The organism is Gemmatimonadota bacterium (genome assembly GCA_026702745.1).
Lineage (GTDB): Bacteria > JAAXHH01 > JAAXHH01 > JAAXHH01 > JAAXHH01 > JAAXHH01.
In genome coordinates this window covers 43,784-57,867 of sequence record JAPPBT010000020.1, presented here as the reverse complement: position 1 = coordinate 57,867, position 14,084 = coordinate 43,784, and the positions used below count along the sequence as shown (strand labels likewise).

General features: G+C 64.8%; 13 protein-coding genes. 1 reads left to right on the top strand and 12 read right to left on the bottom strand.

The annotated features are described in order from the left end of the window. Nucleotides 1–16 precede the first annotated feature (16 nt). The 12 genes from hpaD to OXH56_03680 form a co-directional block, all read right to left on the bottom strand. Complete coding sequence (gene hpaD, locus OXH56_03735; GenBank protein ID MCY3554414.1) at nucleotides 17–1,012, bottom strand: 3,4-dihydroxyphenylacetate 2,3-dioxygenase; 996 nt, start codon at nucleotides 1,010–1,012, stop codon at nucleotides 17–19. A gap of 11 nt (nucleotides 1,013–1,023) precedes the next feature. Next, on the bottom strand, nucleotides 1,024–2,496 hold the full coding sequence (hpaE, locus tag OXH56_03730; GenBank protein MCY3554413.1) for a 5-carboxymethyl-2-hydroxymuconate semialdehyde dehydrogenase: 1,473 nt from the start codon (nucleotides 2,494–2,496) through the stop codon (nucleotides 1,024–1,026). Between the two features lie 53 nt (nucleotides 2,497–2,549). After that, a complete protein-coding gene (locus tag OXH56_03725) occupies nucleotides 2,550–3,305 on the bottom strand; it encodes a fumarylacetoacetate hydrolase family protein (protein MCY3554412.1) in 756 nt (251 codons plus the stop codon). 40 nt (nucleotides 3,306–3,345) lie between these two features. Then, complete coding sequence (locus OXH56_03720) at nucleotides 3,346–4,230, bottom strand: hypothetical protein (GenBank protein MCY3554411.1); 885 nt, start codon at nucleotides 4,228–4,230, stop codon at nucleotides 3,346–3,348. A 91-nt stretch (nucleotides 4,231–4,321) separates the two neighbouring features. Then, nucleotides 4,322–5,980, bottom strand: a complete 1,659-nt coding sequence (locus tag OXH56_03715; protein MCY3554410.1) for a thiamine pyrophosphate-binding protein — start codon at nucleotides 5,978–5,980, stop codon at nucleotides 4,322–4,324. Nucleotides 5,981–6,014: 34 nt separating this feature from the next. Further along, nucleotides 6,015–6,986: a D-glycerate dehydrogenase gene (locus OXH56_03710; protein ID MCY3554409.1), complete on the bottom strand. Its 972-nt coding sequence runs from the start codon at nucleotides 6,984–6,986 to the stop codon at nucleotides 6,015–6,017. Nucleotides 6,987–7,039: 53 nt separating this feature from the next. Then, on the bottom strand, nucleotides 7,040–7,816 hold the full coding sequence (locus OXH56_03705; GenBank protein ID MCY3554408.1) for a phytanoyl-CoA dioxygenase family protein: 777 nt from the start codon (nucleotides 7,814–7,816) through the stop codon (nucleotides 7,040–7,042). 254 nt (nucleotides 7,817–8,070) lie between these two features. Further along, nucleotides 8,071–9,048, bottom strand: coding sequence for a DUF523 and DUF1722 domain-containing protein (locus tag OXH56_03700; protein MCY3554407.1), 978 nt, complete (start codon nucleotides 9,046–9,048; stop codon nucleotides 8,071–8,073). Between the two features lie 16 nt (nucleotides 9,049–9,064). After that, nucleotides 9,065–10,189 carry a mandelate racemase/muconate lactonizing enzyme family protein gene (locus OXH56_03695; GenBank protein MCY3554406.1) on the bottom strand — a complete coding sequence of 375 codons (1,125 nt, stop codon included), beginning with the start codon at nucleotides 10,187–10,189 and terminating at the stop codon, nucleotides 9,065–9,067. A 2-nt stretch (nucleotides 10,190–10,191) separates the two neighbouring features. Beyond that, nucleotides 10,192–10,803, bottom strand: coding sequence for a hypothetical protein (locus tag OXH56_03690; protein ID MCY3554405.1), 612 nt, complete (start codon nucleotides 10,801–10,803; stop codon nucleotides 10,192–10,194). Between the two features lie 28 nt (nucleotides 10,804–10,831). Then, a complete protein-coding gene (locus OXH56_03685; protein MCY3554404.1) occupies nucleotides 10,832–11,950 on the bottom strand; it encodes a hypothetical protein in 1,119 nt (372 codons plus the stop codon). Between the two features lie 34 nt (nucleotides 11,951–11,984). Continuing rightward, complete coding sequence (locus OXH56_03680; protein ID MCY3554403.1) at nucleotides 11,985–13,178, bottom strand: phytanoyl-CoA dioxygenase family protein; 1,194 nt, start codon at nucleotides 13,176–13,178, stop codon at nucleotides 11,985–11,987. Between the two features lie 299 nt (nucleotides 13,179–13,477). On the opposite strand from OXH56_03680, the gene OXH56_03675 reads away from it, so the two are divergent. After that, nucleotides 13,478–14,083, top strand: coding sequence for a cysteine hydrolase (locus tag OXH56_03675; protein MCY3554402.1), 606 nt, complete (start codon nucleotides 13,478–13,480; stop codon nucleotides 14,081–14,083). The last annotated feature ends 1 nt before the right edge of the window (nucleotide 14,084 follow it).

Here is a 14,084-nt window from a genome sequence, read left to right as displayed (position 1 = left end):
GATGTGCGTCGTGTACTCATTCCGGCGCGATGACCGGTGCGGCATCCAGTCGCGGAGGGACGGGCTCGACCCCGTGAAATCGGGTGCCGTGCTCGAACCAGGACCGCGGGGCGGCCTGTCCCCACAGCGTCTGCCGCCGGGTGTCCTTCAGGTCCCAGACCCGCGCGGGATGGTCCGGGTCGACGGTGACGTAGTCTCCCGTGAACAGCTCGATCCGGTGGCCGTCCCGGTCGAACAGGTACAGGAAGAAGGCGTTCGAGATGCCGTGGCGCCCCGGTCCCCGCTCGAAGGCGTCGCGGTGCTGCGAGCTGACCAGGCGGTCGCAGAAGTGGATGATGTCCATGGCCGTGGGCACGTAGACGCCGATATGATGCAGTCGCGGCCCCAGCCCGTTGGTGAAGGCGATGTCGTGGACGCCACCCCGGCGGTGCAGCCAGGTGGCCCAGAGGTCAGAGTCCTCGTCTGCGATGTCGGCCACGGTCACCTCCGTCGGCCGGAACCCGAGCGACTCGGCGTAGAAGGCCGTCATCCCGTTCACATCATGGGAGAACAGGTTGAAATGGTCGATGCGCTGGATGTGGGCGCCGCGGTAACGGTGGTACTCCTGCAGCAGCAAGTCCCGGCGTTCCATCTCGTGGTAGAACTCCAGGGGGATGCCGAAGGGATCGTCCACGTGCAGCGTGCGGCCCTGGGCGTACCGGTCGACGAAAGCCGTCCGGCAGCCGGCGCCGTCATAGAAGGCTTCGGCCCGGTCCAGATCGGCGTCGCCGGCGACCTTGAAGGCAATGCGATGCACGACCGGTTCGTCCGCCTTCGACAGGACCAGCGAATGGTGGTTCCGTTCCTCCATCCCGCGCAGGTAGAGTGCGTCCCCCGCGTCGTCCTCGCAGACGTACCCCAGCAGGTCGATATAGAAGTCACGGGCGTAGTCCAGGTCCGTCACCCCCCACTCCGCGTGACTGGCGCGGACGATGTTGAAGGGCGGGGAGGGATTCGCTGCGGGAAGGGCCACGATGTGTCCTCTTATTTACCCAGTTTCGGTACGGGATGGTGTCCGAGGGCGATGTCGATGTTCTTCGTTTCCATGTAGAAGTCGAAGCTGTAGTCGCCCCCGTCACGGCCGATTCCGCTCGACTTCATGCCGCCGAATGGCGTGGGCAGGTGGCGCACGTTCTCCGAGTTCACCCAGACCATGCCGGCTTCGAGGCGCCGGGCGAAGGCATGGGCGCGGGTGACGTCGCGCGTCCAGAGATAAGCGGACAGGCCGTAGTCCACGTCGTTCGCCACCTCCAGCGCTTCCGCTTCCGAGTCGAAGGGGATGGCGGTGAGAAAAGGACCGAAAACCTCCTCCCGGGCGATACGCATGGACCGGTCGGCGTCACCGAAGAGCGTGGCCTCGAAGTAGTTGCCGGCGCCGGCGTGCTCCGGGCATTTCCCCCCGGCGATCAGCGTGGCGCCCTCCTGCAGCCCCGCGGTCACGTAGCTCTGGACCTTCTCCAGGTGCAGCGGGTGGATCAGGGGACCCAGTTCGGTGGCCGGGTCGAAGGGGTTACCCAGGCGGATGCGCTTTACCCGTTCCGCAAGCCGCCCGGTGAAATCGTCGTAGATCGCCCGCTCCACCAGCACCCGGCTGCCCGATGTGCACCGCTCCCCGTTGAGGCTGTAGATCATGAATATCGTGGCATCCAGGGCCCGGTCCAGGTCCGCATCGGCGAAGACGACCACCGGGTTCTTGCCGCCCAGTTCGAAATGCACCCGCTTCAGCGTCTCGGCGCCCTGGCGCATGATGGCCCGCCCGGTCTGCGTGTCGCCCACGAATCCGATGGCCTTGATGTCCGGGTGCTCGGTGAGCGCCCGTCCCGCGGTCTCGCCGATGCCGTTGACCACGTTGACCACGCCCGGGGGAATACCCGCCTCGTGGACCAGTTCTGCCAGGCGCGTGGCCGTGACCGGACTCCATTCCGCGGGCTTGTGCACCACCGTGCAGCCGGCCGCCAGCGCCGGGGCTATCTTCCACGTGCTGAGCATGAAAGGCGTGTTCCAGGGCGTGATGATGCCCACCGGTCCGATGGGCTGTCTCAGCGTATAGTTCAGGTGCCCGGCCGCCGGCAAGGCGAGGCCGTCCGATGCACTTTCGGCCCGGTCCGCGAAGAACCGGAAGTTCTCGGCGGCCCGCGTCGCGGCTTTCGACATGAACCGGATGGGCTGTCCCGTGTCGCAGGTCTCCAGCAGGGCGATCTCCTCGCCGTTCGCCTCGATCAGGTCGGCCACCCGGTGCAACAACCGTTTTCGCTCGGTTCCCGTCGTCTCGCGCCAGACGGCGAAGGCCTCCGTAGCCGCGCGGGCCGCGGCGTCGACCTCCCCGGGGCCGCCTTTCGCTACGGGGCAAAGCACGGCATGGTCGATGGGCGAGACGTTTTCGAAGGTGTCTCCGCCTGCGGGGACGGACGATCCGCCGATGAGGTGTCCGATGCCCTCATCTCGGAAGCGGGCGATGAGCCCCTTCGCTTTGGCCTCGTTGGGGTGAACCTGCGGGGAAACCTGGATGGTTATGATCCGCCCTCCTTGAGACTGGCCACTACGTCGTTCTCCAGGGCACCCAGTCCGTCCACTTCCAGCCGGAGGCTGTCGCCCGCGTGGATGTGGGATATGCCTTCCGGCGTGCCCGTCCAGATCATGTCCCCGGGGTTCAGGGTCATGTAGGCGGTGATGTACTCGATGAGTTCGGCGACGCCGTGGCGCAGGTCGCCGGTCCAGCCCTCCTGGCGGAGTTCCCCGTTGACGTAGGTGCGCAGGTGTACGTCCGTGGGATCGACTTCGTCCGCGGTGGTCAGGAAGGGACCGAGCGGTCCGAAGGTATCGAAACCCTTGGCCTTGATCGGCGGCCTGAAGTAGTTGCTGACGAAGTCCCGGATCGTCAGGTCGTTGCCGATGGTATAGCCCCCCACGTAGTCCAGGGCCTGTGCGACCTTTACCTTCCGGGCGGGCCGTCCGATCACGGCGACGAGTTCGCATTCGTAGTGCAGGTAGTCGAATTCCGGGGGGACGACGATCTTCGCGCGGTGGCCGATGAAGGTCTGGGGCATCTTGTTGAACAGGATGGGTTCCTCGGGCAGGTCCAGGTTCAGTTCCTTCGCGTGCTCGGTGTACCCCAGCGCCACGCCGATGGCCTTGCTCGTATGGTCTACCGGCGGCAGGAACATGACGTCCTCCGGATCGTAGGCGACCGTGCCCACCATGAGTTTTCCGTTCTCGAAGACGGCCTCCAGGACCTGGCCGTTGCAGGCGAAGCGCGCAGTTTTCATGCTTGATCTCCGTTATGCACGATTACCTTTCATACCACTGTTATACCTCATACCACCGTTCCACGGCACGCGCCAGCGCTTCGGGACGGGCGTACTGTTCTTCCATCTCCCGGATGGCGGCTTCCACTTCCTGCGCCGACGGGACGAGGTCCCGCTGTCCGGCGGACAGGTCGTAGACCGACCAGCCTTCCGTGGACAGGAGCATATCCAGGTCGATCCGGCCCGCGGGCCGGCGCTTGAGCAGGGCGGAGTAGGTATCGCTATACAGGTCCGGATCGTACGCGCCCGCCCCCGCGCCCGTCCCGCATGCCTTCCCCGCTTCATCGAGCAGGCCGAACCGCGACGCCACCGCGCGCAGGTCTTCCCACAGCGCATACATGATGTCGGGCTGCGCGTCCCCCTTCTCCCGTTCGTGCAGCGGGCTGACGCTCCGTTCCTTGCGCTTTGCCTCGATGAGCCGCCTGACCCGCCGGGAGGGCGTGGGTATGGCGAAGTAGGCGGATTCCCCGTCCGAAAGCAGGGGTTCGACGGGGTCCTGTTCCCTGCGGACGAGTTCGACCAACCGGTTGCCGATGATCGGGACCTCGCCGATGAGGATATCCCGGTCGTCCCGGTGCGCTTCGGCCCAGAGCCCGACGGCGCGCCTGGCCCACAGGCCCACCGCCTTGCGGACGCCGGCGTGGGTGATCCCGTCCTGCTCGTGATAATGTTCCTTCACGCGGTCGTTTGTCAAGAACGGCAGCCGGCAGACGTCCCATTGGAGCAGGTGGGGCGTTCGCCCGCGGCCGTGAGCCAGGATGGCCAGCTGCTGCAGCAGGAGGCTCTTCCCGGTGCCCGGCAGTCCGGCGAGGAAAACCATCTTCCGGGTGTCCACCAGGCGCTCAAGGGCCCGAAACAGTCCGCTGTCTTCGGGTATCAGAAACATGTCTGCGCATGTCCGTACATGTTCACGGGTGTCCACCGGACCGCCTGCCGGGTGCGCGGACCGGGTCTGGTGCCGGGTACGTGGCCGGGTCCTACCACTGCAGGGCGTGTTCGGAGCGTTCGGCCGTGCCCCGCACGCGGGCTCCCCGCTTGAAACGGTCCACGTCCGGCATCTCGCCCACCGGGATCTCCACCAGGGTGGGACCGTCTTCGGCGAATCCCGCGCGGATGGCCCGGCGCATCTCCTCCGGGGTCTCCGCCCGGATGCCCCGTGCGCCGAAGGATTCGGCCATCCGGACGAAATCGGGGTTGTGCAGGTCGGAGGCGATCACCCGGTTGCCGTACAGCTTCTGTTGCATCCGCTTTACGTTGCCGTAGGCGTTGTCGTTGAAGAGGAGCGTCACCAGGCCGATGCGGTGCTGGACGGCCGTGGCCAGTTCCTGCACGCCGAACATGAACCCGCCGTCGCCGGTAACGGAGATGACGGGCTTGTCCGGGTGGGCGACCTTCACGCCGAGAGCCGTGGGGAAGCCCCAGCCCAGGGTGCCCTGGTAACCCGTGGAGATGAAGGTGTAGGGCTTGTACACCGGCATGATCTGCCGGGCGGCGTAACCCACCTGGGTCAGTTCCTCCACGAAGAGGCCGTCTTCGCCCAGTTCTTCCCGGATCACCCGCAGAAAGGAGGTCTGGGGTTCCAGGAACGCGAACATCTCATCGGTCTCCGCTTTCAGGGCGCGCATTTCGGCTTCCCGGGACGGGCGGACGCGGTTGTGTCTTTCCACCGCTTCGACCAGCAGTGGCATGGCGTCTTCGGACCGCGTGGTGATGGCGATGTCCGGCCGGGCGATGCGGTCCTGGGCCCGGGCGTCCACCTCGATCCGTATGGTCGTCAGGTGCTCGTCAACGCCCCAGTAGAGCTGGGGGATGGCCAGCCTGGACCCCACGGCGAGGACGACGTCCACCTTCGGCCAAAGCTTGTGGGCCGTGGGGTTGGGATGGCTCAGGTAGTGGCGGCTGTCGAGCACGCCGCGGCCCGTTCGGTACCCGATGACTGGCGCCTGGAGCAGCTCGGCGAGCCGCGTGATCTCTTCGGAAACGTTCATGGCGCCCCGGCCTACGAAGATCATGGGGTTTTTGGCCCGGCCCAGTTTCCGCGCGGCGGCTTCCAGCGTCTCCGCGTCCACCGGGGGATTGGATATGGGTAACGGTCCGGGAATGCCTGGTGCTTCGCCTTCGGACGCGAGCACGTCCCAGGGGCATTCCAGGCCGACAGGGCGCGGCCGGCCGGAGTTCAGCTGCCGGATGGCCTCGGCCGTCCTGGAAGGCGCACCGGCGGTGCTGTCGATGCGGGCGGCCCACTTGGTCAGGGACCGCAGCACGTCGAGCTGGCCGTTGATCTCGTGCAGCTGGCCCGTGTGGCGCCCGAGGTACTTCGTCGGGATCTCGCCCGTCAGGCAGAGCACCTTTGCGTTGGTGGCATAGGCCGTGGACAGGGCGGCGGTCCCGTTGAGAAACCCCGGTCCCGGGACCACGTTGTAGACCCCCGTCCGGTCGGTTGAGAGTGCGTACCCAAGGGCCATGTACGCCGCGCCCTGCTCGTGGCGCGTGTGGACGACGCGGATATCGTCCCGATGGTCGTAGAACGCGTTGTAGAGGGCGTCGTTCTGCACGCCCGGCAGTCCGAAGACGGTATCGATGCCATGTGCAATCAGTGTCCGGACGATAGCTTCGGCGGTGGTCATCTGTGGCATGGAGGGCGGGTTTCCGGGAATGATGGCCGGCCGGTCACTGGTCGATCCGGTACAGGGGTTCCAGGCCCCGGGCGACCCGGTCCGTGTTCTCCGCGGCCGCGGCGGCCCGCCGGCGGGAGGTACCGTCCGTCACCCCGGCGATATGGGGCGTGACGACCACGTTGGGCAACTGGTAGACGGGCAGGGACGGATCGGGCGGTTCCTGGGCGAAGACGTCGAGGCCGGCCCCGCCGATCTTCCCCTGGACCAAAGCGTCGTAGAGGGCCGCTTCGTCCACGAGGGCGCCGCGGGCCACGTTTATGACGCTGGCCGTCGGTTTCATCAGGCCCAGCCTCCGGCCGTCGATGATATGGCGGGTCTCGTCGTTCAGATGCAGGTGCAGGGAGAGGAAGTCGCTTTCGGCTACGACCCGGTCCAGATCGTCCGGGCCGCCGATGAAGTCCGGCTGAATGTCGTCGAGCACCTCGGATTCGATCTCCCGGACGTCGATGCCCAGGATCCGCATGCCGAAAGGTTTCGCCCGGCGGGCCAGCGCTTGTCCGCTCGCGCCGAATCCCACGATGCCCAGTGTCTGGTGCTCCAGCTCATATCCGAGCGGATTGTACATACGGCCTTGTCGTAAATTGTCCACCGCTTCCCGGTAACGCCGCGAAACCATAATGATGAACATCATGGCGGTCTCGGCCAGGGCGACGTCGCTGAACAGGCCGGGGGTATTGGCCGTGGGGATGCCCTTCGTCTTGATATAGGCCAGGTCGAAGTGGTCGAATCCCGTGCCCACGATCTGCCACAGCCGGCAGTCGGCCGCTGCGTCCATCATCTCCCGCGTACCCCGGCTTCCGCCCTGGTCGATCACCACATCCACGCCCGCGAACTGGGGCGCCAGGGGTTTGGCATCGTCAAGGTCCCTCAAATCGTGGCGATCTCCGATGGCTTCCCGGATGTCCACGCACCACGGGCTGTAAATGGGGCGTACGGGAAGCAGCAGCACGTTCAGGCGCTTCATGGATTCTCCAGGAAATGTATCTCCGGCAATTGATGCTACAGTAAATACCCGGGTCAGGCCCCCGGCAGGTCCACCGGGGTCGTATCCTGCACGTCGGTCCGGAACACCCAGGTGCCTTCCTTCACGTAGTGGACGGCGAAGGCCAGGCGCGCCCGCGTGTGGGAACGGTTGGCATAGGAACCGTGTACCGTCCTGCTGGTGAAGAACACCCCGCTGCCGCGCGGCACCGTCAGCCGGACGAGGTCGTCTTCCTCGATGCCCACCACGTCGAATGAGTAGAGCTTCTCGGTCCACTCGCGGCCGTCCGGCGATCTCATGCCGTAGTCATTCTCCCAGCTCATGTGCTCCGGATTGGTATTCAGGGTCGTTTCCCGCAGAGTGTCCTTGTGGCTGCCCGGCGCCACGCACAGGCCGCCGTTCTCCGGATCGGTATCGCTCATGGCGATCCAGCAGGCCATCAGCGTATCGGGCTCGTTGGGCAGGTAGTGGGAATCCTGGTGCAGCGAGATGCCGGCGCCGCCCAGTTCCTCGTCCGGTTTGGCCGGTTCCTTGGCCATGTACATGGTCTGTACGATGCGGGGCCGTCCACCCAGGATCTGGCGGGCGACGCCGGCCACGTTGGGATGGTGAGCCAGCCGTTGCCAGAAGGGGTCCGAAAGATGGGTACGAAGCCCCTGCCGCAGGGACTCGGCTTCCGGATCGGCCTGGTGCCGGACGAAGGCCTCGACCTCATCCGCCGCCAGCAGGTCCGGGACGACGAGGTAGCCTTCGTCGTGGAACCGGGCGACCTGCGCGTCGGTGAGCTGGATGGGCAGGGCTTTCTGCGTCATGTTCCGCCGTGGCCTCGAAGGCATCAAGCGAAGAAAAGTACACTCAACGCGGCGTGGATTCGCGTCGGAAGACAATCAACCTAAGAAAACGGCCTGGCAGTTTCCGGTCAAGGAGTATGTCCCAGCCATGACGGCTGCCCGTTGTAGTCATGACGGCTGCCCGACGCAGACATACCGGCCGCCCGACGCAGACATGACGGCCGCCCGACGCAGACATACCGGCCGCCCGACGCCGCGAATCCGGGGCACTACAACTAGTTGAGCAGCATCAGTTCGCCGGGAAAGGGATGGAGGTAGGTCTGGTCCTGCAGGTAGGTGATGTCGAACTCCCGCACGTAATGCCGCAGCATGACCACGGGCACGATCAGGGGCAGCAGTTCCTCGTGGTACTTCTGGATCATGCGCGTCAGTTCACGGCGTGTGCGGCCGTCGAGCCGGTCGGAGACATAGCCCGCCATGTGCTGCAGCACGTTGGTGTGGTTCCGCCGGGACGGCGTTCTTTTCATGACCCGGTTGAATTCGCCCAGGTAGGCGTCCGCCAGTTCCCGGGTGGTGGCATAACGCTCCGGTTTTGCCAGCAGCCGTCCGAGACGGCGCGTGCCTTCCTGGCTGTGCGCCATGAGGAGGTACTTGTAGGCCCGGTGATAGCTCATCAATGATTGCCGGGTCAGGCCCGAATCGGCGAGCTGCAGCCAGCGGTAGCAGGCGAAAACCCGGCTGATGAAGTTCTCCCGGACCCGCGGGTTGTTTAGACGCCGCTCTTCTTCCACGGGCAGATGGGGCAGGGCATCCATCAGCCGCCGGGCGAATATCCCGCGCCCGCTTCGCAGCGCGGCGCCCTCGGGCTGGACCACGGGAACCCTTTCCATGCCGCAGGAGGGCGACCGACTCTTCAGGATGTAGCCGCTGAGCCTGGCCTGCTCCAGGGTCTGCACGCGTTGCCGGGCGAACCAGTCCACCCTGTCGGTGTGGTCGACTCCGTTCTTCGTCAGCATCCGGACATCGCCGTCGACCCGGGTCAACTGCACGGTCTCCCGTGGCGTACCCATGCCCGCTTCCACCTCCGGACAGACCGGGATCCACTCCACGTAACGGCCGACCACGTCCACGAGGTAGTCGTCGCGCTTGTGTCCGCCGTCGTAGCGGACCCGCTCGCCGAGCAGGCAGGACGAAATGCCGATGCGTACAGGCATTTCGGCCCGGTGGATATCCATCATGGACAGTTCGCTCATAGTCCCTCGCGCCGTATCAGAAGAAACCGAGGTCCTCCCGGGCTGCGCGCCGGGCCACTTCCTCGTCCAGCGTCACGCCCAGTCCCGGCGTCACAGGCAGGTCGATGTGCCCGTCCCGGATCAGGTCCCGCTGCACCGTCAGCGTATTCCACACCTCGTCGTCCAGGTGGTGGAACTCCAGCACCTGGAAGTTGGGCACTGCCGCGCACAGGTGGCACACGGCCATCGTCCCGATGGGGCCGCAGATGTTGTGGGGCGAAATGGGGATGTAGTACATGTCGGCCAGGTCGGCGATCTTCCGGCCCTCCAGCAGCCCGCCCGCCTTGGCGTGATCGGGTGAGATGATGTCCGCCGCCTGCGCCTCGATGAGGTCCCGGAAGCCATGGCGCGTGTAGAAGTTTTCCCCGGTGCAGATGGGGACACGGGTGGCCTGGGTGACCTTCGCCATGGCCTCGATGTTCTCCGGCGGCACGGGGTCCTCCAGCCACATCAGGTCGAGGTCCTCGATGGCGTAGGCCACCTTGAGTATATCGACCGGGGCGTAGTTCCAGTGGGCGTCGATGAGCAGGTCGGTGTTGGGGTCCAGGGCCTCCCGCAAGGCGGTGATGACGTCGACGAAGTAGGCCACGTCGTGGTTGCTGATGGTCCGGTTGTACCGGTCCCGCCGGGAAGGCTGCGGATCGATGTCGAACTTGATGGCGTCGAAGCCCCGCGCTTCCACGGCCCGGGCCTTCTCCGCGTAGGCTTCCGGCGTTTCTTCGTCGCCCGCGTGACAGTCGTTGTATACCCGGATGCGGTCCCTGAACTTGCCGCCGAGCAGTTGCCAGATGGGCACGCCGCAGGCCTGGCCCGTGATGTCCCACAGGGCCATCTCGATCCCGCTGATGGCACTCATGACCGCGCCCTGGTAGAAACCGGAGGCGGACATGGATCCCATCATGTCGTGAAAGAGCTTGTCCACGTTCCGCGGGTCCTGGCCGAGGAGCGCCCGGTCGACCAGCCTGGGATCGGTGGCGATCTGGTGGACCCCGGCGCCGTGATAGGCCTCGCCGATGCCGACCAGCCCCTCGTCGGTCTTCACTTTTACCAGCACCCAGGGCATGGGCTGGAGCAGCACAGCCCCCACGTGTGTTATTTTCATTTTTATTGCATCCTGGTCAATGCATCCCGGGTGTTGAGATAGGGAACCGATCGTTCCAGGAACGTATCCAGCAGTGCTCCGGGCGTCAGATCGGACGTGTCGATGGCGAACTTCCGGTGGATCCACGACTGCGCGACCTCTTCATCGAACCGCTCCAGGATGAGTTCGACGTCCTCCGCCGGGACCAGCTGCCGGGGATGGGGGTTCGCCTCCATGCGCCGCAGGATGACTTCCGGACGGGCGTGGAGATGGACCAGGATCGCGTCGTCCGGCATGTCCGGCTCGTATTCCCGCACAGCGATGTTGATTCCCGGGTAGTAGTAGCGGGGCCCGTACACCATCTCCTCTATGTGGAACCCGCCGAGCAGGATGTGATCGAACTTGTGCATCAGGCGGACGTGGTACACGATCTGGAACCGCTGGAACCGCTCCTTGATGGCCGGCAGCATGTCGATGAATCCCTGCTGTTCCGCTTCGTCGAGGTGGTACGCGTCCGGTATGGTGAAGTGGTCGTCGAGGTGGTGATGCACGCCCCGTTCGTTTCCCCAGGCGTAGAGGCCGTCGATCAGCGTCGTGACCCCCGAGTATTCGCAGCCCACGGCGATCAGCCGCATGGACGTTCCTTTCGTGGTACAGCGGGTATCAGTTCAGTTCTTCATGGCCCTGCGTGTACCGCTGCAGCGCGTCGTAGTCCAGGTCGCATCCCAGTCCCGGCTTCATCGGCGTGGGCACGTATCCGTTCTCATAGGTAATCGGTTCGACGATGAGGTCGTCCTCCCGGGTCCAACCACCCACGAAATCGGAGGCCATGGTGCAGTTGGGCGCCGCGGCCGCGGCGTGGACGTAGGAGGTGTCGGCGATGCCCAGGTCATTCCCCGATCCGTGCCAGCAGGGCAGGCCGGCCGCGGCGGCCGTTGCGGCGTTGCGCTGGAACCCGAACATGCTGCCGCCCAGGTTCACGCAGTCCACCACGCCCCGGCCCCCGTCGGCCTGAAGGGCCCGGACCACGCCCGGACCGTCTCCCAGGTGCATGGCAAGGGGGAAGGGGATGGACCGGTGTATTTCTTCGTAGCCCTCAATATCCGACTTCGGAATGGGATCCTCGAAGACCTCCACGTTCCCTAGTGGCTCGAGGCGCTCGGCCAGTTCGATGGTCTGGGCGGCCGTGTGGAACCGCTCGTTGGGATCCACGGTGACCTTGAATTCGGAACCGCCCACGTCGTGCATGGCCTTCAGGCGCTCGTACATGGGCTCTTCGATCCGGCACTTGATCTTGACACCTTTGAAACCGTGCCGCAACGCCCGTTCCACGGCCCTGCGACCGTCCTCGGGCGTCTGGTGGCCCATCCAGTAGTCGGCCCGGACGCGGTCCCGCACGGCTCCGCCCAGGAGCGTGTGCACGGGCAGCCGGTGGACCCGTCCCACCAGGTCGAGCACGGCCATCTCATAGGCGTCGTAGGCCGGACCTGTTCCCACCGTGATGTCGTCGTCCGCCCGGTCGGCGCGCCGGGCGAAGATGTCCTGCAATGTGATGGTCTCCGGATCGCGTCCAATCAACAGTCCCGCCCCTTCCCTGACCTCCTCGATGGGCATGCCCCGCCAGGTTTCCCCGATGCCGGAGAACTCGGTGTCCGTATCGATCCGGATGAGGTGCTTCGGCACCAGGTCCCACCCGGACTTGTCGGTGTATATCGGACTGTGCACACGGCCCGGAATGATGGGCACGACAACGGTCCATACGGAAACTGCGGTGATCTTCATCGTGCTCTCCCCCGAAGGGCGCGTAAGCGGCTCGTCAGTTGTTCCGCCATCCCGCCATGAAAGATTCCATATTCAGACCGGAAGGCATTTTCTCGAAATAGTAGTGCATGGGATCCGACTGGAATCCCGGCACGTACTGGAGCGCGTCGGACTGTATCTGTTCGTCCAGCGGTACGAAGCGCCGCCAGAGCGTATCCAGCTCGCTGTCGGTGAACCGTGGCTTCAAGTCTTCGTCGTGCGAGATGTCGCTGCCGTAATGCGGTCGGACCGGATGGGTGGCGAACCTCATCTTGTACACGATCTTGGACAGGAGGATGGCGCATACGATCCGGCCCGCTTCACCGGGATGCAGCGCGGCGACACCTTCCAGGAAAGCGTCCTCGTCGCCGTCGATGGCGGCGCGGAAAACGAATTCGATCCGGTCGGACTCCTCGTCATACCTGCGCCGGATGTCCCCGAAAACCGCCTGCAGATCAGCGGGCAGGCGTTCGATGAAGGCGAGGTCGCGAAACGTCCGGTTGACGTAGGGGAAGACCGGACCGCCGTAGGCACGGTAGCCCAGGTGGATGGTGCGCCGGGTCCTGGCGCTGTAGTTGCTTCCCCAGTGCAGGATCGTATTGGTGTAGACCACGCCGTCGCCCGCGTTCAGTTCTACCTGGACGCCGCCGGGCAGCGGCTTCCGGGGATCCTTTGCCAGGCAGCGGTTCTCTTCGGCCGTATTCCCCCTGCGGTGGCTCTTCGGCACGACCCATAACACGTTGTCGTCGTAGAGGGGGATGTTCCACTGGAGGTAACCGGGCGCGTTTTGGATCAGGTCGTCCTGAAGACCCCGCAGCGGAGCCTGGTCGATGGGGTGTATGTCCCGGTGCCAGGACGCCGGCCCGCGGTCGGTCACCGGGTTGCACATGAACATGAACCCCGTGTTACCTGCCGCTTCCGAACCCATGATGCGCCGGCTGACGCCCATGGTGTGCTCGTGGAGGCAGAAGGCCATTGTATTGGCCGTATCCCCGTCCACGAGGCTTTCGAAATGAAGCCTGGGCTGGTGGCCGATTTCCCACTCCCCACCGGGCGGATCGTCCGGTTTTCTATCCCTGGCCCAGATCTCCCGCTGGCGGTCCACCATGCGTTCGAAGCTGTCCCTCAGGGGACCGAGCCAGTCGGGGGGAACCACCTCGCGAAGCACGATGAATCCGTCTTCGATCAGTTGACGAGGATCGAAATGCATGTATGGATAACCATTAAAAAAGATTCGACGCAGAACGATGCCCGCGCCGTGGTACAGGGTTAGCATTCAATCTACACCGGCTTATGGGAATGTCAAGGGTGTGAAGGCAGAAATATCCGCATTCATCAAAAGGTTGTTAGACCGGCACATAAATCCGCCGGCCGCTGCTGCGACGGCTGAGTATATCGACTTGCCCGGAGCCCGCGGTGAATTTAGATTACGGGCCTGGATTTTCACTTAAATCGTCCTGCTCCATCGTGTCTCCGAGCGTGGCACCTCGGTTAGACGAAGGATCATCTATGTCCGCCCAGTTAGATTGGCGCCGGTTTGTGCTGTTGCTCATCGATGTCCAGCAGGATTTCTGGCCTGCAGCAACCGCGAAAGCCTTTCCGGACTTTCCGTCGAACATCGAACGACTGCTGGAATACAGCAGATCGTCCGGCCTCGACATCGTGCACGTCCGGGCGGAGTTCGAACCGGACGGTACGGATTGGATGACGTCTTACTGCGTCAAGGGTGAGACGCCCTGTATCCGGGGAACGTCCGGCGCGGACGTGCTGCCCTGCGCCGCCGAACGGACCGGAGAAACGGTCCTGCGCAAACAGACCTTCGACGCCTTCCTCCAGCCGGACCTATTAACCCGTTTACATCGCGCGTGTAAATCCTTTATACTGGTTGCGGGACTGGAAACTTCCGTCTGCGTGCTATTGTCCGCGGCTTCCGCGGTGCAGCGCGGGTTTCTCGCCGCGGTCGTCGAGGACTGCTGCGCCGACGATCCCGCCAGACACGAAGCGGCGATCAACGGATATCCCTTCGTCTTCGAGCGGACCTCCCTCGCCAAGCTGGAAACCGACCACGGCCGGTGGATGGCCCAGTTGAACGCCCTGGAAAGACCCGGAGGTTGAC

What these genes read in the sequence shown, in the direction of transcription:
- OXH56_03725 (MCY3554412.1), bottom strand. Translation starts at nt 3,305, where the DNA reads ATGAAAACTGCGCGCTTCGCCTGCAACGGCCAGGTCCTGGAGGCCGTC.
- OXH56_03720 (MCY3554411.1), bottom strand. Translation starts at nt 4,230, where the DNA reads ATGTTTCTGATACCCGAAGACAGCGGACTGTTTCGGGCCCTTGAGCGC.
- OXH56_03715 (MCY3554410.1), bottom strand. Translation starts at nt 5,980, where the DNA reads ATGCCACAGATGACCACCGCCGAAGCTATCGTCCGGACACTGATTGCA.
- OXH56_03710 (MCY3554409.1), bottom strand. Translation starts at nt 6,986, where the DNA reads ATGAAGCGCCTGAACGTGCTGCTGCTTCCCGTACGCCCCATTTACAGC.
- OXH56_03705 (MCY3554408.1), bottom strand. Translation starts at nt 7,816, where the DNA reads ATGACGCAGAAAGCCCTGCCCATCCAGCTCACCGACGCGCAGGTCGCC.
- OXH56_03700 (MCY3554407.1), bottom strand. Translation starts at nt 9,048, where the DNA reads ATGAGCGAACTGTCCATGATGGATATCCACCGGGCCGAAATGCCTGTA.
- OXH56_03695 (MCY3554406.1), bottom strand. Translation starts at nt 10,189, where the DNA reads ATGAAAATAACACACGTGGGGGCTGTGCTGCTCCAGCCCATGCCCTGG.
- OXH56_03690 (MCY3554405.1), bottom strand. Translation starts at nt 10,803, where the DNA reads ATGCGGCTGATCGCCGTGGGCTGCGAATACTCGGGGGTCACGACGCTG.
- OXH56_03685 (MCY3554404.1), bottom strand. Translation starts at nt 11,950, where the DNA reads ATGAAGATCACCGCAGTTTCCGTATGGACCGTTGTCGTGCCCATCATT.
- OXH56_03680 (MCY3554403.1), bottom strand. Translation starts at nt 13,178, where the DNA reads ATGCATTTCGATCCTCGTCAACTGATCGAAGACGGATTCATCGTGCTT.
- OXH56_03675 (MCY3554402.1), top strand. Translation starts at nt 13,478, where the DNA reads ATGTCCGCCCAGTTAGATTGGCGCCGGTTTGTGCTGTTGCTCATCGAT.